At 75.0% G+C, this 20,701-nt stretch carries 21 protein-coding genes; 7 read left to right on the top strand and 14 right to left on the bottom strand.

Translation table 11 applies throughout. The annotated features are described in order from the left end of the window. Window positions 1-55 precede the first annotated feature (55 nt). From DQ241_RS00290 to DQ241_RS00275, 4 genes are all read right to left on the bottom strand, one after another. Window positions 56-1,069 (bottom strand): ATP-dependent DNA ligase, encoded by a 1,014-nt coding sequence (locus tag DQ241_RS00290; protein ID WP_113828024.1) that lies wholly within the window; start codon window positions 1,067-1,069, stop codon window positions 56-58. An 88-nt stretch (window positions 1,070-1,157) separates the two neighbouring features. Further along, window positions 1,158-1,550, bottom strand: coding sequence for a MerR family transcriptional regulator (locus DQ241_RS00285; RefSeq protein WP_113828023.1), 393 nt, complete (start codon window positions 1,548-1,550; stop codon window positions 1,158-1,160). Continuing rightward, complete coding sequence (locus DQ241_RS00280) at window positions 1,550-3,028, bottom strand: SulP family inorganic anion transporter (RefSeq protein ID WP_113828859.1); 1,479 nt, start codon at window positions 3,026-3,028, stop codon at window positions 1,550-1,552. Before DQ241_RS00280 ends, DQ241_RS00285 begins: the two co-directional genes overlap by 1 nt. A gap of 58 nt (window positions 3,029-3,086) precedes the next feature. Next, window positions 3,087-3,575 (bottom strand): NUDIX hydrolase, encoded by a 489-nt coding sequence (locus DQ241_RS00275; protein WP_233492102.1) that lies wholly within the window; start codon window positions 3,573-3,575, stop codon window positions 3,087-3,089. 80 nt (window positions 3,576-3,655) lie between these two features. Between DQ241_RS00275 and DQ241_RS00270 the strand changes: the two genes are divergently transcribed. The 3 genes from DQ241_RS00270 to DQ241_RS00260 are packed head-to-tail and all read left to right on the top strand — an operon-like array spanning window position 3,656 to window position 6,053. Further along, complete coding sequence (locus tag DQ241_RS00270; protein ID WP_158545840.1) at window positions 3,656-4,165, top strand: DUF1992 domain-containing protein; 510 nt, start codon at window positions 3,656-3,658, stop codon at window positions 4,163-4,165. A 59-nt stretch (window positions 4,166-4,224) separates the two neighbouring features. Then, a complete protein-coding gene (locus tag DQ241_RS00265; protein WP_113828019.1) occupies window positions 4,225-5,145 on the top strand; it encodes a hypothetical protein in 921 nt (306 codons plus the stop codon). Beyond that, window positions 5,142-6,053, top strand: coding sequence for a hypothetical protein (locus tag DQ241_RS00260; RefSeq protein WP_113828017.1), 912 nt, complete (start codon window positions 5,142-5,144; stop codon window positions 6,051-6,053). The genes DQ241_RS00265 and DQ241_RS00260 overlap by 4 nt, the downstream gene beginning before the upstream one ends. Window positions 6,054-6,105: 52 nt before the next feature. Here the strand turns inward: DQ241_RS00260 and DQ241_RS00255 are convergent, their stop codons facing one another. Continuing rightward, the gene (locus DQ241_RS00255) at window positions 6,106-6,474 is read right to left on the bottom strand and encodes a nuclear transport factor 2 family protein (RefSeq protein WP_113828015.1); all 369 of its coding nucleotides are present in this window, start codon (window positions 6,472-6,474) and stop codon (window positions 6,106-6,108) included. A 30-nt stretch (window positions 6,475-6,504) separates the two neighbouring features. Continuing rightward, complete coding sequence (locus DQ241_RS00250; RefSeq protein WP_113828013.1) at window positions 6,505-6,906, bottom strand: hypothetical protein; 402 nt, start codon at window positions 6,904-6,906, stop codon at window positions 6,505-6,507. 87 nt (window positions 6,907-6,993) lie between these two features. On the opposite strand from DQ241_RS00250, the gene DQ241_RS00245 reads away from it, so the two are divergent. Beyond that, window positions 6,994-7,776: a helix-turn-helix transcriptional regulator gene (locus DQ241_RS00245; RefSeq protein ID WP_113828011.1), complete on the top strand. Its 783-nt coding sequence runs from the start codon at window positions 6,994-6,996 to the stop codon at window positions 7,774-7,776. A 7-nt stretch (window positions 7,777-7,783) separates the two neighbouring features. On the opposite strand, the gene DQ241_RS21240 is transcribed toward DQ241_RS00245, so the two are convergent. Beyond that, window positions 7,784-7,909, bottom strand: coding sequence for a hypothetical protein (locus tag DQ241_RS21240; protein WP_255410941.1), 126 nt, complete (start codon window positions 7,907-7,909; stop codon window positions 7,784-7,786). Between the two features lie 109 nt (window positions 7,910-8,018). Between DQ241_RS21240 and DQ241_RS00240 the strand changes: the two genes are divergently transcribed. After that, window positions 8,019-8,588 (top strand): NADPH-dependent FMN reductase, encoded by a 570-nt coding sequence (locus DQ241_RS00240; RefSeq protein ID WP_113828009.1) that lies wholly within the window; start codon window positions 8,019-8,021, stop codon window positions 8,586-8,588. A gap of 150 nt (window positions 8,589-8,738) precedes the next feature. Here DQ241_RS00240 and DQ241_RS00235 read toward each other — a convergent pair whose 3' ends face one another. Further along, entirely contained in the window at window positions 8,739-10,634 is a 1,896-nt protein-coding gene (locus tag DQ241_RS00235; protein WP_233492101.1) for a hydantoinase B/oxoprolinase family protein, read from the bottom strand. Then, window positions 10,631-12,703 carry a hydantoinase/oxoprolinase family protein gene (locus tag DQ241_RS00230; protein ID WP_113828007.1) on the bottom strand — a complete coding sequence of 691 codons (2,073 nt, stop codon included), beginning with the start codon at window positions 12,701-12,703 and terminating at the stop codon, window positions 10,631-10,633. The genes DQ241_RS00235 and DQ241_RS00230 overlap by 4 nt, the downstream gene beginning before the upstream one ends. A 109-nt stretch (window positions 12,704-12,812) precedes the next feature. Between DQ241_RS00230 and DQ241_RS00225 the strand changes: the two genes are divergently transcribed. After that, the gene (locus DQ241_RS00225) at window positions 12,813-13,460 is read left to right on the top strand and encodes a hypothetical protein (protein ID WP_113828005.1); all 648 of its coding nucleotides are present in this window, start codon (window positions 12,813-12,815) and stop codon (window positions 13,458-13,460) included. 9 nt (window positions 13,461-13,469) lie between these two features. Here the strand turns inward: DQ241_RS00225 and DQ241_RS00220 are convergent, their stop codons facing one another. After that, window positions 13,470-14,678, bottom strand: a complete 1,209-nt coding sequence (locus DQ241_RS00220; protein WP_113828003.1) for a globin domain-containing protein — start codon at window positions 14,676-14,678, stop codon at window positions 13,470-13,472. Between the two features lie 156 nt (window positions 14,679-14,834). Between DQ241_RS00220 and DQ241_RS21345 the strand changes: the two genes are divergently transcribed. Next, window positions 14,835-15,731, top strand: a complete 897-nt coding sequence (locus DQ241_RS21345; RefSeq protein WP_304554210.1) for a sensor domain-containing diguanylate cyclase — start codon at window positions 14,835-14,837, stop codon at window positions 15,729-15,731. Between the two features lie 2 nt (window positions 15,732-15,733). Here DQ241_RS21345 and DQ241_RS00210 read toward each other — a convergent pair whose 3' ends face one another. Genes DQ241_RS00210 through DQ241_RS00195 form a run of 4 tightly spaced genes read right to left on the bottom strand, consistent with a single transcriptional unit; the run spans window position 15,734 to window position 20,656 of the window. Next, complete coding sequence (locus DQ241_RS00210; protein WP_113828001.1) at window positions 15,734-16,384, bottom strand: ABC transporter ATP-binding protein; 651 nt, start codon at window positions 16,382-16,384, stop codon at window positions 15,734-15,736. Next, window positions 16,381-17,208, bottom strand: coding sequence for an ABC transporter ATP-binding protein (locus tag DQ241_RS00205; RefSeq protein ID WP_113827999.1), 828 nt, complete (start codon window positions 17,206-17,208; stop codon window positions 16,381-16,383). Before DQ241_RS00205 ends, DQ241_RS00210 begins: the two co-directional genes overlap by 4 nt. Further along, the gene (locus DQ241_RS00200; protein WP_113827996.1) at window positions 17,198-19,873 is read right to left on the bottom strand and encodes a hypothetical protein; all 2,676 of its coding nucleotides are present in this window, start codon (window positions 19,871-19,873) and stop codon (window positions 17,198-17,200) included. The genes DQ241_RS00205 and DQ241_RS00200 overlap by 11 nt, the downstream gene beginning before the upstream one ends. 51 nt (window positions 19,874-19,924) lie before the next feature. Further along, the gene (locus DQ241_RS00195; RefSeq protein ID WP_113827994.1) at window positions 19,925-20,656 is read right to left on the bottom strand and encodes an SDR family NAD(P)-dependent oxidoreductase; all 732 of its coding nucleotides are present in this window, start codon (window positions 20,654-20,656) and stop codon (window positions 19,925-19,927) included. Window positions 20,657-20,701: the final 45 nt, after the last annotated feature.

Below are 20,701 nucleotides of genomic sequence, written 5' to 3'. Positions count from 1 at the left end.
CGGGTGCTCACCCCTGTGGGGGATGCCGCCGCCCGCGGATGGCCGTTCCCCGAGGTCAGCGCAGGGGCGGCAGGTCGTCGGGCACGAGGTCGGAGCGCACCCGCACGTACCGCAGCGGGTGCCGGAAGACCCCCGCCTGGAGGGCCGCGTCGGCGCTCACCTCGACCACGACGTCCGGGCGGACCCGGGTGAGCGGCACCGACAGCCGGCCGCCGCCGAAGCGCCCGGTGCCGATGCGCTCCGGCCACGGGTGCTCGTCTCCCGCCGGGGTGAGGACGGCGGCCAGCTCGGCGGACTGCGCCGGGTTCAGCGGGCTGGTGCGGCCGACCACGACCAGCTCACCGTCGCGGTACCGGCCGGCCACCAGCTGGCTGGGCCGGTCGAGGGAGCCGATCACGCCGCCGGCGAGCACCTCGGTGGTCTCCCAGCTCTTGACCTTCAGCCACTCGCGCCGCCCGGGGGCGTACCGGCTGCGGCTGCCCTTGGCCACCAGCCCCTCGACGCCGGCGGGGCGGAAGTCGTCGAACCACTGGCGGGCCAGCGCGGGGTCGGCGGTCGCGGGGGAGAGCTGCATCGGCGGCGCCCAGCGCGCGGCGAGCGTCTCCAGCTCCGCGCGGCGCCGGGCCAGGGTCCAGTCGCGCAGGTCCTGCCCGCCGGCGGCCAGCAGGTCGAAGGCGACGTAGGACGCGGGGTGGGCGGCCACCTGGGCGGCGATCCGGCCGGGGGAGGAGACCATGCGTTGCTGGAGGAGGCCGAAGTCGAGCCGGTCGTCGGCCCAGATGACCACCTCGCCGTCGACCACGCTGCCGGCGGGCACCTGGGCCCGCGCCGCTGCGGCGACGTCCGGGAAGCGGTCGGTGAGGTCGCGGCCCTGCTTCGACCACAGCCGGGTGCTGCCGCCGTCGCGCACGACGACCAGCCGGTAGCCGTCCCACTTCGGCTCGTAGAGGCAGCCGCCGGAGAGGGCGTGCGGCGCCGGGATGTCGCGGACCGGCTTGGCCAGGGCGACACCGACCGGCCCGGCGAGCTCCGGCGGCAGCCCCGGCAGGGCGGGGACGGACAGCGGCACCCGTACAGCCTGGCGGCCCGCCCGTCCGCGTGCACGGCGCGCGGGCGACGTCACACCCGATCGGGCGCCGGGTCGCGACCCTGCGCGGTCAGCCCGTCGCGTCGCCCAGCCGGCCGGCGAGGTCGCCCGCGAACCCCTCGGCCACCGCCAGCTGCTCGCGCAGGGCCCGGACCCGGGCGGTCGCGGCCTCGTGGAACATGCGCAGCCGGTCGACCAGAGCGGCGTCACCGGGCCGGGCGGCCAGCTCGTCGAGCAGGCCGAGCAGCTCCTGCATCTCCTCGACCGTGAAGCCGAGCGGTTTCATCCGCTTGATGACCTCGAGCCGGGCCACGTCGTCGTCGCTGTAGAGCCGGAAGCCGCCCTCGGTGCGGGTGGTGGGCCGCACCAGGCCGTGCTCCTCGTAGAAGCGGATGGTGCGCAGGCTCAGCCCGGTCCGCTCGGCGACCTGGCCGATCTGCAGCAGCCCGGTGCGCGCCGGCATCAGTGCCCGCCGCCCAGCTGGCCGGTGTGCCGCTCGAACCGGGTGGCCGAGTGCTGGTCCAGGCCGACGATGGTCGCCGTCTTCCCGCGGGTCGCGTACTTGTGCGTGATGGCGTCCAGGGCGGCGACGGTCGAGGCGTCCCAGACCTGGGCGTCGGACAGGTCGATGACCACCTCGGCCGGGTCCTCCGCGTAGCGGAACTGCGTGTAGAGGTCGTTGCTGGACGCGAAGAACAGCGCGCCGGCCACGGAGTAGCGGGCGACGCCGTCGGGCCCCAGCTCCCGGGTCACGTCCACCAGGTGCGCGACGCGCTGGGCGAACAGCACGCAGGCGACCAGCACGCCGACGCCGACGCCGATCGCGAGGTTGTGCGTGAGGAGGGTGACGGCCACGGTCGAGACCATCACCGTGGTCTCGCTCTTGGGCATCCGGTGGATCGTCCGCAGGCTGTGCCAGTCGAACGTCGCGATCGACACGAAGACCATGACGGCGACCAGCGCGGCCATGGGGATGATCGCGACGACGTCGCCCAGCACCACGACCAGGACGAGCAGGAAGGCGCCGGCCAGGAAGGTGGAGAGGCGGGTGCGGGCACCGGACGCCTTCACGTTGATCATCGTCTGGCCGATCATGGCGCAGCCGCCCATGCCACCGAAGAAGCCCGACGCCACGTTGGCGACGCCCTGACCCCAGGACTCACGGGTCTTGTCCGAGTGGGTGTCGGTGATGTCGTCCACGAGCTTCGCCGTCATCAGGGACTCCATGAGCCCGACGAAGGCGATGCCGAGCGCGTAGGGCGCGATCACGCCCAGCGTCTCGACCGTGAAGGGGACGTCGGGCAGCAGGAAGAACGGCAGGCTGTCCGGCAGCTCGCCTTCGCCGCCGACGTCGGGCAGGTCCCAGCCGAGGACGACCGCCAGCGTCGTGAGGACGACGATCGCCACCAGCGGCGCCGGGACGGCGGTGGTGAACCGGGGGAAGAGGAAGATGATCGCCAGGCCCGCGGCCACCATCGGGTAGACCAGCCAGGGCACGTCGACCAGCTGGGGCAGCTGGGCGGTGAAGATCAGGATCGCCAGGGCGTTGACGAACCCCACCATGACGCTGCGGGGGACGAACCGCATGAGCCGGGCGACGCCCGCGGCGGCGAGCAGGATCTGGAAGACGCCGCCGAGGATGACGGCGGCGAACAGGTACTGGACGCCGTGCTCCAGCGCCAACGGCGCCACGACCAGGGCGATCGCGCCGGTGGCGGCGGTGATCATGGCCGGCCGTCCGCCGGTGAAGGCGATGACCACGGCCATCACGAAGGACGAGAAGAGGCCGACGCGCGGATCGACCCCGGCGAGGATCGAGAAGCTGATCGCCTCGGGGATCAGCGCCAGGGCGACCACCAGGCCGGCGAGCACCTCCGTGCGGGCGACGCGGGGGTCCAGCCAGGCAGGGCGGGACGGGCTGAGAGCGGGCGCGGGAGACATCCCGTCCATCATGGGCGGAACTCGACCCTCACGTGAGAGGAGGGTGGCGCGTTCTCCGTCACGCCCGGTCGAGCAGCAGCAGACCGAGGGCGGCGATGCTCGCGGCGTCGCCCAGGCCTCCGGTGTCGATCATGCGGCGCAGCTCGGCCTCGGGGACGAAGGCGGAGCGCATGTCCGCCTCGGTCGCTTCCCGCGCGGTCGGCCCCTGGGTCAGCTCGGTGGCCAGCCAGACGTCGAACCGCGTGGGCATGAGCCCGGGCGCGGCGTCCAGGCGGCCCAGGTGCCGCAGCCGCCCGGCCCGCAGGCCGGTCTCCTCCGCCAGTTCCGCGCGGGCCAGGTCCTCCGGCGCTCCCGGCTCCGTGCCCGGCGGCCAGGTGCCCTGGGGGAACTCCCAGCAGCGCCGGCCCACCGGGTGGCGGAACTGCTCGACCAGCCAGAAGCCGCCGTCCTGCCACGGCAGCACGACCGCGAAGTCGGGCTTCTCGACGACGCCGTACAGCCCGCTCGAGCCGTCGTCGAGCTGGAGGACGTCCTCCCGGACGCTCATCCATGGGTTCCGGTAGGCCTCTCGGCTGCTCGTCGTCCGCACCCGACGAGCCTCGCAGACCGGTGGAACCATGGACGGCGATGACCGAGCGCAAGCCCCCGGGGATGTCGTTCGAGACCTGGGTGGAGCGGCAGATCGCCCAGGCCCAGGAGAACGGCCAGTTCGCCGCGCTGCCCGGCACGGGCAAGCCGCTCACCGGGCTGGACCGCGAGGAGACTGCCTACGACTGGGCGCTGGCCAAGGCGCGCCGCGAGGGCGTGGACACCGCGGCGATGCTCCCGCCGGGGCTGCGGCTGCGCCGCGAGCGCGACGAGCTGCCGGCCCGGGCGGCGCGCCTGGCCACCGAGGCCGAGGTGCGCGCGCTCGCGGAGGACTACAACGCCCGCGTGGAGGCGTTCTGGCGGCTCCCCGCGGAGAGCCGGTGGGCGCCGGTGCCCGGGCTGGCCGACGTGGAGGCCCTGGTGGCGGGCTGGCTGCGCGACCGGCCGCCGCCCCCGCCTCCGGTCGAGCCACCGTCCGATCCGCCGTCGCGGCGGCGCTGGTGGCACCGCCGGCGCCCGGTATCCGGGGAGCGTCCGCCGTTCTCTTGACCGGTGCACCGGCCGGGAGAACCGTGGTTCCTCTCGGCCACCGGCCGCAGGAGGTCGCCATGACCCGCTCGCCGCTCCCGCTCCTCGCGATCGGACTGCTGCTGGTGGTGGTGCCCGCCTGCGGCGATGCCCCGGGGCCCGACGACGGCGCGGTCGCCGCCGTCCCCCAGCAGGCGCCCGGCGCCGAGGAACCCGGGGGCACGGAGCCGGGCGACGGGAGCGGGTCGGGCGGGACGCGCGATCCGGACGACACCGCGACCCCCGGCGGGACCGGGGATGCCGGGGCTCCGGGCGGGACGGGGGATGGCGATGCTCCCGGCGGGACGGGAGGCCCCGGCGGGACGGGAGACCCTGGTGGCGGCACCGTCGACCCGGGCGCCACCGACCCCGGTGCGACGGGGGATCCGGCTGCTCCGGAGAGCCCGGGGACCGCGCCGGACACCGGGGCAGCCGGTGCGGGACGGCCCGGAGGGCCCGACCCGACCGACGCGGGCGCGGGCGCCCGACCGGGTGGTCCGTTCGACCTGGAGGCGTTCGAGAACATCGGTGGCTCGTTCGACGGGTTGCGGTCGGGCGCCGCCGACCGCTGTGCCGGCGGTCGGTGCACGCTCGCCGATCCGCCGCGCGTCGTCGCCGGGAACCCGGCGGACGTCGAGGGCGTGGGGAACTGCCGGGTCGACGCGATCACCTACTCCCCGCCGTCCCAGCTCCGCGGGGGGCGGGAGTACTTCCAGGCGGGTGCGACGGTCCTCGCGCACGTCGACTGCCGACCGGACGGCGGTGCCCCCGCGGGCCCCGGTGAGGAGACGCCGGGGTCCGGTGGAGAGGCGCCCGGGACCGGCGGCACCGGTGGGACCGAGCAGCCGGAGCCGGCCACCCCGCAGCCGGAGCAGGGCCCCGCGCAGCCACCGGTGCAGGCCCCCGTGGAGGAGCCCGGGCAGGCACCCGCGGAGGCACCCGCCGAGCAGCCCGTCGGATGACGGCCCCCGTGCCGCCGCCCGACGACGGGCTGGACGCGCGGGAGGCGCTGCCCCGGCTCGTCCGCATCGCGGGGGAGGTGATCGCACCGGCGACGCTGCTCACCGCGCTGCTGTTCCAGTTCGGCCGGCTGCACTCGGCGGGCTACTTCCGGCACTTCGGCGTCAACTTCAGCGTCCTCGACCTGAGCGTCAACGACCACCTGATCAGCGGTGCCGACGGGCTGTTCGTCCCGCTGGCGGGTGCCTGCGCGCTGGCCCTGGTGCTGCTCCTGCTGCACCGGGTGGTCGCCCACCGGCTGCCGAGCGGCCCCCGGTGGCGGGTGCTGCGGCTGCTGGCGCCGGCAGCCGGGGCGGTCGGCGCCGTCCTGGTGGCGCTGGCGCTGCTCGACCTGCTCACCGACGTCCGGCTGTTCTGGGGCGAGTCGGAGGCCGGCGGCCTCGGCCTGGCCGTCGGCGTGCTGCTCGTCGTCTACGCGGTGCGGCTGGTGCGCGCCGCCCGTGGCACCCCGCGCCGGTCGGAGAGCGCCGAACTCGCCGAGTGGGCGGCGGCGTTCCTGCTGGTCAGCGTCGGGCTCTACTGGGCCGTGGGCAGCTACGCCCTCGGGGTCGGCACCGGCCGGGCCCTGCAGCTGCAGCGGGCGCTGCCGACCCAGCCGGCGGCGGTGCTCTACAGCGAGCGCAGCCAGAGCATCGACGTCCCCGGCGTGGTGGAGGTCCGCTGCGCCGATCCGGAGGCCGCCTACCGGTTCCGGTACGACGGGCTCCGGCTGGTGCGGCAGGCCGGCAACCAGTACCTGCTGGTGCCGGCCACGTGGACGCGCGCCACGGGGAGCGCCCTGCTGATCCCGCGCGGGTCCGGTGTCCGGCTGGAGTTCCGGACCGCCACCGCCCCGTCGGGGCCGTGCTGACGGGCATCGGCCCTGCCCACCGGGGTGGGCAGGGCCAGCCTCCTCAGGGCACCTAGGCGCCCACCGGCACCCGGTCCAGGAAGCCGAGGACCGTGCTGATCCGGCCGTCGGCGTCGACCAGGGCGACGTCGGAGCCGGCGATCGGGGCGTCCTGCCCGGCCGGGCCCAGCTCCCACGAGAAGCGGACCTGGTCGTGGTGCGCATCCACCGTGCCGACCGGCCGGAAGACGAAGCCCGGGAACTGCGCCTGGACGGCGGCGATCGTGGCGTCGATCGCATCGCGGCCGCGGGCGTCGGCGAGCGGGTCGGTGTACCGGGCGTCGGCGCTGAACAGCGCGTCGACGGCCGCCCGGCGGGCGCCCGGGTCGGTCTCGTTCCAGGCGGCCAGGTAGCGGTCGACGAGGTCGGGGGTGGCGGTCATGGCGGAACTCCTCTGCATCTCGGGGTGGGATCAGCGCCGGCGGAGGCCGGCGATCTGGACGAGGGCGAAAGCGGCGACGACGGCGGCCTGGAGCAGCACCCAGGCGGTGCCGAGGGCGGTCAGGTCGAACGCGCCGGCGACGACGGCGGCGACGCTGGCCGCCGCCCACAGCGCGTTGGCGGCCACGACCGCCTCGACGGCCGGGACGGGCGCCGGCCGACGGGCGGCGACGGCGGCGACCGCGACGGCGTAGGCGAGCAGGAAGCCGCCGAGGCCGAGCAGGGCGCCGCTCGGGACGCCGAGCACGTCGGACAGCCACGGTGCGGCCAGCAGGTAGGCCGCCCCGTTGGCCCCGGTGACGGCGGCGTCGAGGCGCAGCGCCGTGCGGAGCAGGTCGGGGCGGCGGGTGGTGGGGGCGGGTGCGGTGGTCATGGCGACGACCGTGCCGCCGACGGGGAACGGCGTCGATTACCTCGCAGGTAGGCGACAGCCGTCGGCGGGCTGGCTAGCGTCGGCGCCGTGACCAGCGCACTCGCGTCGGAGACCACCGCGGGGGAGCTGCTGCGCGGGTGGCGTCGCCGCCGCCGGCTCAGCCAGCTGGACCTCGCCGTCGAGGCGGGGGTCTCCGCCCGCCACCTGAGCTTCGTGGAGACCGGGCGGGCCCGGCCGAGCCGCGAGATGGTGCTGCACCTCGCCGAGCAGCTCGAGGTCCCGCTGCGGGAGCGCAACGAGATGCTCGTGGCCGCGGGGTTCGCGCCGGTCTACGGCCGGCGCCGGCTCGACGAGCCCGACATGGGGACCGTCCGGGCCGCGGTGGACCTCGTCCTCGCCGCCTACGAGCCGTTCCCCGCGCTGGTCGTCGACCGCTCGTGGAACCTGGTGGCCGCGAACCGGGCCGTCGCGCTGTTCACCGAGGGGGCGGCGCCGTTCCTGCTCGAGCCCCCGGCCAACGTGCTGCGGCTGAGCCTGCACCCGGAGGGGCTCGCCCCGCGGATCCTCGACCTCGCGCAGTGGCGCCGGCACGTGCTCCACCGGCTGGCCCGGGAGGCGCACCTCACCGGCGACCCGGGCCTGTCCGCGCTGCACCGCGAGCTCGCCGCCCTGCCCGGGGGGACCGCGGCGGCGCCGCCGAACGGGATCGCCGTCCCGCTGCGGGTCCGGTGGCGGGACACCGTGCTGTCCTTCCTGAGCACCGTGACCACGTTCGGCACCGCGATCGACGTGACCGCCGCCGAGCTGAGCATCGAGGCGTTCCTCCCCGCCGACCCGGCCACCGCCGAGGCGCTGCGCGCGCGGAGCTGACCGGCGGTCAGTCCTCCTCCTGGGCCTCCGCCTCCGCGTCGTGCTCGCGGGTGGCCATGCCGCCGTGCCCGCCCTCGTCGTGCTGGCCCGGGTGCAGGTTGTTGGTCCGGTCGTCCTCGCGCGGCTCGCTCACCGGCTCAGTCTCCCGTGCGGTCCGTGAGCGCGCTCACCCGCGGGAGGGGACGAATGCCGACCTCCCGGGTGCTGGAACCGGTTGTACCGACCAACCGGAGGAGCAGCGCATGTCCCAGCCCGTCCTGCAGGTGATCGCCGCCAGCACCCGCCCCGGCCGCAAGGGTCTCGCCGTCGCGCGCTGGATCGCCCGCCAGGCCGAGCAGCACGGCGGCTTCGACGTCGAGGTGGTCGACCTGGCCGAGGTGGGGCTCCCGGTCTTCGACGAGCCGAACCACCCGCGGCTGCAGCAGTACACGCACCAGCACACCCGCGACTGGAGCGCCACGGTCGCCCGGGCCGACGCGTTCGTCTTCGTCACCCCCGAGTACAACCACTCGCTGCCGGGCTCGCTGAAGAACGCGCTGGACTTCCTGCACACCGAGTGGGCCGACAAGGCCGCCGGGATCGTGTCCTATGGCGGCGTCTCGGCCGGGCTCCGGGCGGCCACCGCGCTCAAGCCGGTGCTCGCCGCCCTGCGCGTGGTGCCGGTCGTCGAGGCGGTGTCCATCCCGTTCTTCGCCCAGTTCCTGGACGAGGACGACGAGTTCGTGCCCAACTCCGAGCTCGAGGTCGGCGCCAAGGCGATGCTCGGCGAGATCGACCGGCTCACCGGCGCCCTGCGCACCCTCCGCGCCTGACTCCCTTCCCGCGCGAGATCTGCACACTCGGGGCATTCGCGCCCTCGAAAGCCCCGACCGTGCAGATCTCGGGGGGACCGCGGACCCCGGACACGCGATCGGGCCCTGCTCCCGGAGAGGAGCAGGGCCCGATCGTGCGAGGGGGACGACCTACAGGACGTCGAACTCGTTGAACTCCGCGCCGCCGGAGAGCTGGGCGTAGCCCGGGCCGCGGTCGAAGAACGGCTCCTCGCCGGTCCGCGACGCGCGGATCGACGCCCGCAGCTCCTCGGTCGCCGCCTCGTCGGCCGTGCCGTCCTCGCGCACGACGACGCCGTAGTCGTCACGGGCGCCGGCCACCGATACCTTGCGCCAGGCGATGTCGCGCAGCACCTCCTCGACCGGGCGGTCCAGCGGGTCGCCCCAGCCGCCGCCGCCGGTGGTGCGGATCCGCACGACCGTGCCGGCCTTCAGCGGCTCGGCGTCGGCCAGCGCGTCGACGTCGTGCTCGTCCGGGCCGCCCGGGTCGACCGTGACCTGGAACGGCCGGCCGGCCTTGCCGCCCTTCACGCCCCAGCAGGCCAGGATCGAGCGGTCGGCGATGGACATGAAGTGCGCGTCGCGCAGCACCCGGATGTGCTTCTCGTAGCCGCAGCCGCCGCGGTAGCGGCCGGGGCCGCCGGAGTCCAGCGCCAGGCCCAGCCGCTCGACCCGCAGCGGGAAGCGGCCCTCGGTGAACTCCGTCGGCAGGTTCCGCGAGTCGGGGACGACGTGGATGGTGTCCTCGCCGTCGGCGTAGTACCGGCCGCCCGACCCGCCGCCCAGCACCTCGCGCATGAGGTAGGGCTGGCCGTCGAAGTCGGTGCCGTAGACGCCGGTGTAGCGGATCGTCTCCTGGTCGGCGGGCATCCGGCCGCCGGTGGCCTTGGCCAGCACACCGGCGAGCACGCCGAGCAGCCGCAGGATCACGAACGTCCGGGCGTTGGTGGGCGCCGGGAAGATCGGGGTGAGCAGCGTGCCCTTCTCGGGGAAGCGCATCTCGATCAGCGGCACGACGCCCTCGTTGACGTCGAGCTCGGCCATCCGCTCCGGCGTCGCGGCCAGGTTGCGCAGGATCGGCGCCAGCCACTTCTTGAGGAAGTTGCCGTCGGCGTAGTCGCCGCAGTGGTTGATCGGGCCCTTGGCCTGCGGCCCGGTGCCGGTGAAGTCGATGACCAGCGGCGTCTCGGCCGAGGAATCCATGGTCAGCGTGATCCGCTGCCGGTGGAGCTGCGGCTCCTCGACGCCGTCGTGCTCGGCGTAGTCCTCCCAGACGTAGGTGCCGTCCGGGATCTGGGACAGGATCTCGCGCCGGTAGACCTCGGTGGAGTTGGCCAGGATCGCGTCGAAGCAGGCCTCGACGGCGGCGACGCCGTACCGGTCGAACAGCTCGCCCAGGCGGCGGGCCCCGGCCAGGCAGGCCGAGCACTCGGCGTCGAGGTCGGCGGCCAGCGAGTCGGGCATCCGCGAGTTGCGGGTCATGATCTTCAGCGCGCTCTCGTTCGGCACGCCGCGGTCCCACAGCTTGATCGGAGGGACCATCAGGCCCTCCTCGTACACGCTGGTCGCCGCCGAGGGCATAGAGCCCGGCACCGCGCCGCCGATGTCGTCGTGGTGGCCGAACGCCTGGATGAACGCCACCACGTAGGGCGCGCCGTCGTCGCCGGTCGCGAACACCGGCACCGTGACGCACAGGTCGGGCAGGTGCCCGATGCCGCCCTCGGAGGCGTAGACGTCGTTGTGGAAGAAGACGTCACCGACGTTCATCTGCTCGATCGGGTAGTCGCGCACCACGGGGTGCACGAGCGCCGAGTACGAGCGGCCGGTGAGCTTGCGCAGGTTCCGGTCGTGGATGCCGGCCCGGAAGTCGTGCGCGTCGCGGATCATCGGCGAGCGCGAGGTGCGCCCGATCGCCGTCTCGACCTCCTTCTCGATGGCCGCCAGCGTGCCGGCGACGATCTCGACGAGGACCGGGTCGGCGTCGACCTTGGTCGCGTTCAGGGGACCGGTGGGGAACGTCGTCGTCACTGGCCCGACTCCTTCGTGAGCAGCAGGTTGCCGTGGTCGTCCACGGTGGCGGCGAAGCCGGGGTGCACCGGGACGGTGGAGCCGAACTCCTCGATGATGGCCGGGCCGCTGACCACGTCGCCGGGGGCGAGGTCGGGCCGGTTGTAGGTGGGGGTGTCGACCCAGTCGTCGAAGAACACCCGGCGGCTGCCGGTGACGGCGCGCTCGATCCCGCCGTCGCGCGGCTCGAGCCGCACGATGTCGGGACGGCGGATCGGGCCGATGCCGCTGACCCGCAGGTTCACCCACTCGACGGCCTGGCGCGGGTCGTCGGCGAAGTCGTAGCCGTAGAGCTGGCGGTGCGCGGCGTGGAACTCCTGCGCGACCTGCTCGGCCGCGGCGGCGTCGAGCTCGCCGTCGGCCACCGGCACCCGCACCTCGAAGGCCTGGCCGACGTAGCGCAGGTCCGCGGTCCGCTGCATGCGCTGGTCGGCGCGGTCGAAGCCCTCGCCGTCCAGCGCCACCCGCGCCTGGTCCTCCAGGGCGCCGAACACCGAGCGCACCCGGTCCAGGTCGAGGTCGGCGTGCTTGCTGACGACGGTCTGCACGTAGTCGTTGCGGACGTCGACGGTGAGCAGGCCGAACGCGCTGACGTTGCCCGGGTTCGGCGGCACCAGCGTCCTCGGCAGGCCGAGGATGTCCATGAGCCGGCAGGCCAGCAGCGAGCCCGAGCCGCCGAACGTGGTGAGCGTGAAGTCGCGGACGTCGAGGCCGCGGGCCACGGTCACCTGGCGCAGCGCGTTGGCCTGGTTCCAGGCGGAGATCTCCAGGATCCCGGTCGCGGTGCGGGCCAGGTCCAGGTCCAGGGAGGCGCCCAGCTTCTCCAGGCCCTCGCGGGCCGCGTCCACCGACAGCGGGATCTCGCCGCCGAGCAGGTGCGGGGGGATCCGGCCGAGGACGACGTGCGCGTCGGTGACGGTCGGCTGGGTGCCGCCGTTCGAGTAGCAGATGGGGCCGGGGTCGGCGCCGGCCGACTTCGGGCCGACCTTGAGCGTCCCCTCGGGCGACAGCCAGGCGATCGAGCCGCCGCCCGCGCCGACGGTGACGACGTCGATCATCGGGATCTTGCTCGGGTAGTCGCCGACCGAGCCCTCGGTGGTGAGCGCCGGGTCGCCGTCGATGACCACGGTGACGTCGGTGGAGGTGCCGCCGCCGTCGCAGGTGAGCACGCGGTCGAAGCCGGCGGTGCCGGCGATCAGCGCGGCGCCCAGGGCGCCGGCGGCCGGGCCGGAGAGCATCGTGGTGATCGGCTGGTGCACGACCTCGCCGGCCGAGAGCACGCCGCCGTTGCTCTTCATCACGTAGAACGGCACGCCCGGGGCGATCTCGTCCAGCCGGGTGCGGATGTTGGTGACGTAGGCGCTCACCTTGGGCTTGACCGCGGCGTCGACCAGGGTGGTCACCGAGCGCTCGTACTCGCGGTACTCGCGCAGGACGCCGGAGCTGATCGAGACGACGGCGTCGGGGTGCTCCTCGCGGATCACCTCGAGCATCCGCTGCTCGTGCGCGTCGTTCGCGTAGGCGTGCAGGAAGCAGACGCCGATCGTGGTGATGCCGGCGTCCTTGAAGAAGCGGGCCGCGGCGCGGGCGTCGCCCTCGTCGAACGGGCGCACCTCGGCGCCGGTGTGGTCCAGCCGGCCGCGCACCGTCCTCACCAGGTCGGCCGGGACGATCCGCGGCGGCTTGACCCAGAAGTAGCTGTTGCCGTAGCCGTCGGGCACCGATTGGCGGGCGATCTCCAGGACCGACTCGTAGCCCTCGGTCGTGATGAACCCGATCCGGTCGAGCTTGCCCTCGAGCAGCTGGTTGGTCGCCACCGTCGTCCCGTGGCTGACCGCCGTGACGGCGGTGCCGTCGAGGCCCATCAGGTCGAGGACCTTGCGGACGCCGGCGAGGAAGCCCTCGGCCGGGTCGGCGGGCGTGGAAGGGGTCTTCGTCGTGGTCGTCCGGCCGGACTCCTCGTCCACCGCGACGACGTCGGTGAACGTCCCCCCGGTGTCGATGCCGATGCGGACCCGGCGTTCACTCATGGACAGAAACCTTAGCGCTGAGATATCTCGTCGGGAAGACCTTGGCGGTGCCGTCAGAACAGTGCCAGGTCATGAGCGGTTCAAGACACCGGCGACCCGTGACGATGACGTGGCCGTGCTCAACCTGAGCGGTCGGCGGTCCCGGCGGGAGAAGTGGCTGGGGGACCCGGAGAGCCGGTCCGAGAAGCGGTCGCGGTGGATCGTGGCTTACGCCGCGGCGCTGCCGCCCCTCGCGGCCTTCGTCGTGGCCGCGTGCTCGCGTTTCGACACGTCGTCCCTGCGGCCGGGCCCCTACCTGCTCGAGCTGAGCGCCGGCGCCTTCTTCGCCGTGGCGTGCGTGCTGCCCCGCAGCTGGGCGCGCGCGGTGGTGGTCGCCGTGGTCGCGGGAGGACTGGTCACCCTCGGCGTCACCTCGATCGACGAAGATCTCGCAACGCCGGGGCAGCTCTGGCTCCCGGGCGTCTTCGTGCTCGCCGCGGTGATCATCTGCCTCCACGACGTGGTGGCGACCGTCGCCGCGGCAGGGCGTGAACCGACCGGGCGGGCAGTGTTCCGCGGTCGCGGCGACGAGGTGCTGGCGGCCGAGGGCTGCACCGTGTGCGACCGCGTCGTCTGCGCGCGGCCGACGCCGGACGAGATCGACGAACTGGGACCGCTGGTCCCTCCGGTCGAACCGGGCCGCCGCTGGCCGGCGGTCGCCGCGGTCGCAGTCGTCGCGCTCGCCTCCGGCGCGCTCCTCGCTCGTCGCCGGGGCTGAGCGCCGGCGTCACTCCAGGTCGGCCTGCCAGAGGTCCGGGCCGAACACCTCGTACTGGATGTCCTTCGGCGGGATGCCGCGGTCGATCAGCCGGCTGCGCAGCGCCTGCATGAACGGCAGCGGGCCGCACAGGTAGTACAGCGCGCCCCACGGCAGCTCCACCTCGTCGAGGTCCACCTGCCCGGCGTGCACGCCGTCGACCGGCAGCGAGCACTCGCCGCCGCGCTCGAACCAGACGTCGATCCGCCCGTGGGGCAGCTTGCGGACGTCGTCGAGGACCTGCTGGCGCAGCGCCCACGAGGACTCGTCCAGAGCGGCGTGCCAGAGCCGGATGTCCAGGTGCGACCCGGCGTTGACCAGGTGCGACAGCATCCCGGCCATCGGGGTGATGCCGATGCCGGCGCTGGCGAAGACCACCGGCCGGCCGGAGTCGTCGAGCACGACGTCACCGAAGGGCAGGGACATCTCGATCCGGTTGCCGACGTCGACCCGGTCGTGCAGCCAGTTGGACACCTCGCCGTCGGGCTTGCCCCCGCCGTGCACCCGCTTGACCGCGAACTGGCGGTGCTCGCCGTCGTCGGCCGCGGTGAGGCTGTACTGCCGGGGCTGGCGGACGCCGTCGGGCATCACCGGGCGCACGGTCACGTACTGGCCCGGCAGCGAGGTCTTCACCAGCCGGTCGTCGACCCGCTTGACCTTGAAGGTGACGACGTCGTCGGTCTCCCGGATCTTGTCGGTGACCTCCCACTCGCGCCAGACCGTCTCCGGCCGGACGCCGCGGGCGCTGTAGAGGCCGCGCTCCTGGTTGATCAGCGCGTTCGCCATCAGCCAGTAGACCTCGTCCCAGGCGGCGGCCACCTCCGGCGTCACGGCGTCGCCGAGCACGTCGGCGATCGCCCAGAACAGGTTGTCGTGCACCACCTGGTACTGCGCGGGCGTGATGCCCAGCGAGGCGTGCTTGTGCGCGATCCGGCTCATCAGGTGCTCGGGCAGCCGGTCGGGGTGGTCGACCAGCGCGGTGGCGAAGACCGCGACCGAGCCGGCCAGCGCCACCTGCTGGGTGCCCTCGGCCTGGTTGCCGCGGTTGAACGTGCCGTCCAGCAGCTCGGGGTGCTGGCCGAACAGGTGCTCGTAGAACCGGCGGGCGATCTCCTGGATGTTCTCGGCGACCACCGGCAGCGTGGCCTGGATCACGGGCGTGGACTTCGCGGACAGCATGCGTGCGCTTCCCCCTCATGCGTTCGGATCAGGTCCCCGTCCACCCCACGCTAGGGAGGACGGCGCGATCCGGCAGGTCGGGAGCTGGGCGGGAGCCCCATCCGGTCGTAGGGTCCCGGGACCGGCCGCCACAGCGGGCGCGGGGAGGAGGCCCGGGTGTTCCGTCACGAGGGAGGGCAGCCCATCCCCGGTGCCGAGCCGCTCGTGGCCGCCTTCGTCGACGCCACCGAGGCGCTGGTCTGCATCACCGGTCGCGACGGGGCCATCCTCTACGCGAACCCGGCGCTGCAGCGGTTCACCGGGCGCACCCCGGACCGGCTGCTGGGCCTGCCGTTCTGGGAGGTCTACGTGGTCCCCGAGCACGTGGAGCTGGCGCAGGACGCCTCCGCGCGGGCGATCCGCACCGGCCGGGCCTACCCGCAGGAGGGCGACTGGCTCACCGGGGACGGCACCCGGCGCCGGGTGGCGATGCGCCTGACGGTGCTGGCCGACGACGACGGCCGGCCGTACGCGATCGCCTGCGTGGGCATCGACGTGACCGCCGACCGCGAGCGCGAGGAGCGGCTGCACGCGCGGGCGCACACCGATCCCCTCACCGGGATCGCCAACCGGGGCGCGCTGTTCGACGCGCTGCGGCGGCACCTGGACCGGACCACCGGCGAGGGGTGCGGCGTGCTCTTCTGCGACCTGGACCGGTTCAAGCCGATCAACGACGAGTTCGGGCACGCGGTGGGCGACCAGCTGCTGGCCGAGGTGGCGAACCGGATCGTGGACGTGGTGGCCCCGGGCGACCTGGTGGCGCGTTTCGGCGGCGACGAGTTCGTCGTCCTCCGCCCGTCCTGCGACGAGGCGGCGCTCACCGCGCTGGCGCAGCGGGTGGTGGCCGGCGTCCTGGCGCCCTTCGAGCTGCCCACCGGCCCGCAGCCGGTCGGCATCAGCGTGGGGGTGGCCCTCGGGCGGCCCGGCGAGGACCCCGACGAGCTCATCGCCCGGGCCGACCGCGCCATGTACGGGGTGAAGAGCCACCAGCGCCGGCGCGTGCCCCGCGCCTGAGATCAGCCGGCGACGACGAGGCCGTCGTCCAGCCGCACCACCCGGTCGGCCGAGGCGACCACCGCGGGGTCGTGGCTGGCCAGCAGCACGCCGGTGCCGGTGGCCGCGTGCAGGTCGCGCAGCGTGCTGACGACGTGCGCGGTCAGCTCGTCGTCCAGCCGGGCGGTCGGCTCGTCGGCCACCAGGAACGCCGGGCGGACGACGAGCGCGCGGGCCAGGGCGGTGCGCTGCTGCTCGCCGAGCGAGACCTCGTCGGGCGCCCGTTCGGCCAGGTGGCCCAGCCGCAGCAGGTCGAGCACCTCGCCCGCCGCCGTCGCCGGCTCGAGCTGCCCGGCCAGGCGGGCGGCCAGCGCCACGTTGTCGGCCAGGCTGAGCTCGCCCAGCAGGCCGAACCGCTGGGGGACGACGGCGACGGCGGTCCACGGCGCCGCCGCCGGATCGGCCGCGCCGGGCACCTCCACCGTGCCGCGGTCGGGGCGCTCCCAGCCGAGCAGGCAGTTCAGCAGCGTCGTCTTCCCCGAGCCGGAGCGGCCGAGCAGGGCGACCATCTCGCCGGGGTGCACCTGGATGCTCACCCCGCGCAGCGCGTGCACCTCCTCCCGGCCGCGGCGGAAGCTCTTGTGCAGGTCGGTCGCCCGCAGGACGGCGCTCACGTCGGCTCCCGCAGCACGACGGCGTCGTCGGTGACGTCGACCAGCACGCGCCGGGCGGTGAACCGGGCCAGCGCCTCCTCGGGCAGCTGGATCCGGCCGTCGCCGTCGATGACCGCCAGCCGCCGGCCACCCACCTCCTCGTGCGCCACCGCGCCGGAGCGCAGGTGGATGACCTGGTCGGCGGCCGCCGCGGCCTGGGCGTCGTGCGTGGCCATGACGACCGTGGTGCCGGTGCGGGTCAGCTCGCGGACGGCGGCCAGCAGGTCGGCGGCGGTGCGGCTGTCGAGCTCGCTGGTGGGCTCGTCGGCGACCACCAGCGCCGGGCGGCCGATCACCGCCTGGGCGAAGGCGAGCCGCTGCTGCTCGCCACCGGAGAGCTGCCCCGGCAGGTGGTCGGCCCGCTCGGCGATGCCGAGCAGCTCCATCAGCCGGTCGGCCTGGCTCGCCGCCTCCGCCCGGGGGACGCCGCGGAACCGGGCGGCCAGCGCCAGGTGCTCGCGACCGGTGAGGTGCGCCAGCAGGTTCTGCGGCGGGCGGGGGAAGACGTAGCCGATGCTCCGGCGGCGCAGCGCCCGCAGCCGGTGCGCCGACAGCCCGGTGAGCGGCTGGCCGGCCACCTCGGCGCGACCCGCGGTCGGCCGGTCCTGCGCGGCCAGGATGCGCAGCAGCGAGCTCTTGCCCGAGCCGGAGGGCCCGGTGATGGCGGTCAGCCGCCCGGCGGGGATCACCGCGTCCACACCCTTGAGCGCGTGCGCCTCGCCGCTGGGCGACCAGTAGATGCGGACCAGGCCCTCGCAGACCGCCGCCGGGACGTCATGCCGCATCGCGCATCACCTGGCCTCCGGTGCTCCGGCGGGCCGTGCGGCCGACGAGGGCCGCCCCGCCGGCGGTCACGAGCAGCACGCCGGCGAGCACGGCCGCCAGGCTGCCCCACGGGACGGCGAACAGGGGGTCGGGCCGCAGGCCGGGCACGGGGTCGAGGCGGTCGAGCACCAGCGCGGACGCGGGGAGCGCGACGGCGGTGGCGACCAGCGCGGCCAGCCCGGTCAGCAGGCCGATCTCCAGCGCGCCGGCGGCGTCGGCGGAGCGCCGGCCCATGCCCATGCGGGTGAGCAGCAGCGCGGCCACCGTGCGCCGGCGCTGCTGGGCGAGCGCGTGCATCGCCACCCCGACCAGCCCGAGCACGCCGGCGGCCAGCGCGACCGCCCGCAGGTAGGACAGCGCCCACGTCTGGGCATCGAGCTCGGGGCGGTCGGCGAACTCGGCCGCCGTCCGCACGTCGTCGCCCTGCTCGAACCCGGCGGCGACGACGGCCCGGGTCACCTCACCGGCGTCGCCGCGGGCCCAGACCTCGCGGGCGAGCACCAGGTCGATCTGCCGGCTGACCCGGCTCAGCGCCTCGTCGAAGCGGTCCCAGTCCGCGACGAACAGCGGGTCCTGGCCGCGCTGACCGGGGAAGGCGCTGGCCCGGCCGACGACCTCGACCGGCACCGACCAGTAGCGGAAGTCCAGGACCAGCTCGCCGCCGGTGGCGTCGGTGACCCCCTCGGGCAGGTCGCCGGCGACGACGACGGGCACCCGGGCGCCGTCGTACCCGGAGAGCGCGGACATCAGCTCGGGCAGCGGCTGGTCGGCGAACGCCTCGTTCCAGCGCACCACGTCGGTGATCTCGTCGGGGCGGACGACGAGGACGTCGGCCGGCGACTCGCTGGGCACCAGGGTGCCGGTGTCCTCCGAGCCGACCAGCGTCGCGGCCCCGGGCAGCGGGCCGTCGCCGGGGCTGAGCCGGGAGAGCGGGACGACGACGTCGCTGCCGCTGGCGACCGACGCCTTGGCCGCGATCGTCCGGTCGGTGGAGTCGGCCAGGGCACCGGCGTACACGACGAGGCCCAGCGCCAGCGCCGTCGTCACCACGACGAGCCGGGTGGCGCCCTGCCCGGCCAGCACCCGGCGGGCGGCGAGGAATCCGGCGGTGGGCAGCCGGCGGACGGCGCGCAGGGCGCCGAGGCGGGGCAGCAGCGCGGTGACCAGCCCGGCGGCGACGACGGTCACCAGCAGCGGGGCGAGCAGCGGCAGGACGCCGATGCCGGCGCCCTCCTCCGGTTCGGCGAGCACCAGCGGGACGACGGTGACGACCGTGACCGCCGCGGTGACCGCCAGCCACGGGACCCGGCCGGCGATCGAGGCTGCCGCGCCCCGGCCGACGGCGTCGATCCGGCTGAACAGCACCGCGGTGACCGCGCCGACGACGGCCAGGGTCGCGGCAGCCGCGGCGACCAGGGCCAGGGCGGCGCCGGCGAGCACCGATCCGGGGAGGTCGGCCGAGGGGCCGAGCGCGCGCACCAGCAGCCAGCCCGCGGCACCTCCGGCGGCCAGGCCGGCCAGTAGCGGGAGGAGGGACTCCCGGGCGGCGTCCAGCGCGCCGCGGGCCGGCGAGACGCCACGGGCGACCAGTGCGCGCATCTCGTCCTCGCGGCGGCGCACCCGCTGCCCGGCCCAGGCGCCGACGAGCACCAGCGCGGCCGCCCCACCGCCGATGCCGACGGCGCGGACGGGCGGCTCGAGCAGCTCGACGGTGCGGTCGACGATGTCGAGCACGGGCAGCAGGCCGGAGCGGGGCTCGAGGTTGGCGAAGTTCCACTGGTCGACCAGCTGCGCCACGGGCGAGTCGGGCTTGGTGAGCCGCAGCTGCAGCTCGGCGACCCGGTCGGCCGTCGCGCGCATCTCCTCGACCTGCACGTCCGGCGTCGGCGGCAGGAACCACTCGAGGAAGACGTCCTCGCCGAGCTGCTCGTAGGCGCCGAGCGCGACGTCGCGGGGTGCGATGACGGCCGGCGGCGGGGGCACCAGCTCCAGCGACTGCGGGACGTAGCGGGGGACGAACAGGTAGGCCTGCGCCTCCCACCACTGCTCGATCGGCTCGACCGGGGTGACGTAGACGCCGCTGACGGTCACCGTCGTCGTCCCGCGGTCCTCGGTGGCGAGGGGCAGGGGATCACCGGGGCCGGCCCCGGTGCCCGCGGCCAGCTCCTCGGGGATGAGCACGCCGTCGGCCGACGCCGCGCCGGCGACGATCTCCAGGTGCTCCTCGGCGCCGGTGCGGGAGGCCAGCTCCACCTCGCCGGCCCCGCCGTCGGCCAGCGGCGTGAGCACCGGCCGGCGCAGCTGGGTGGTGAGCAGCGGGCGGTTGAGCCCGGCGTCCTCGGCGGTGCGGGCGACGCCGGTGTCGAGCTCGTCGAGCCGGGGGAGCCGGTCGACCGGCCGGCGGCCGTCCGCGGTGAAGGTGGAGCTGTAGATCGAGGTGCCGAGCGTCGCCGGGGAGAGCCGTTCCTCCTGCTGCTCCCAGGCGCCCTGCTCGGCCGAGGCGATCATCAGCGGCGCGGAGACGACGGCCGCCGCCAGCACCGCCACCAGGAGGACCAGCCCGGCGGCCTGACCCGGCAGCGGGAGCAGCGCCAGGCGCAGCCGCCGGAGCCATCGGGTGATCATCAGCGGGGAACGTACCGGTACCGGTGGCCCCACCGCGATCACCCGACGGCGTCACCAGGGAACGGTGCCGGCGTCCTCGAAGAAGCCCCCGGTCGGGCCGTCGTCGGGCAGCGTCGCCAGGCGGATGGCGGTGGCCGCACCCTGCTGCGGGGTCCGCACGCCGCGGAAGCCGTTGAGGTCGGTGGCGACGAAGCCCGGGCAGGCGCAGTTGACCAGGATGCCGGTGCCGGCCAGCTCGCGGACGTACTGCAGCGTGACGGCGTTGAGGAACGTCTTGGAGGGGGAGTAGGCCACGGCGATCGGGCCGGTTGTGAGCTCGCCGCCCGGCCCGGACTGCCGGGTGAGCGAGCCGACGCCGCTGGACATGTTGACGATCCGCGGCGACGGCGCCCGGCGCAGCAGCGGCAGCACCGCGTTGGTGACCCGGATGACGCCGAGGACGTTGGTGTCCACGACGGTGCGGATGACGTCGAGGTCGACGGTGGTCGGCATCTGGTCGAGGCGGCCGGTGATGCCGGCGTTGTTCACCAGGGCGTCCAGGTGGCCGGCGCGCTCGGCGAGCAGGTCCGCGGCGGCACGCACGCTGCTGTCGTCGGTGACGTCCAGCGGGACGCCGAAGGCGTCGACGCCGGAGCCGCGCAGCCGGGCCACCGCGTCGTCCCGCCGTGCCGCGTCGCGGGCGCCCACCCCCACGCTCCAGCCCAGCGCGCCGAGGCCCGCCGCGATCTCGTAGCCGATGCCCTTGTTCGCCCCGGTGACCAGGGCGGTCTTCGTGTCGCTCATGCCGTCGAGCCTGCGGCCGGGGTGGCCCCGCGGTCCAAGACGAGC

Source organism: Blastococcus sp. TF02A-30, assembly GCF_003319185.1.
Lineage (GTDB): Bacteria > Actinomycetota > Actinomycetes > Mycobacteriales > Geodermatophilaceae > Blastococcus.
The sequence above is the reverse complement of the archived record's forward strand: the minus strand, read 5'-3'. Positions and strand labels throughout refer to the sequence as shown.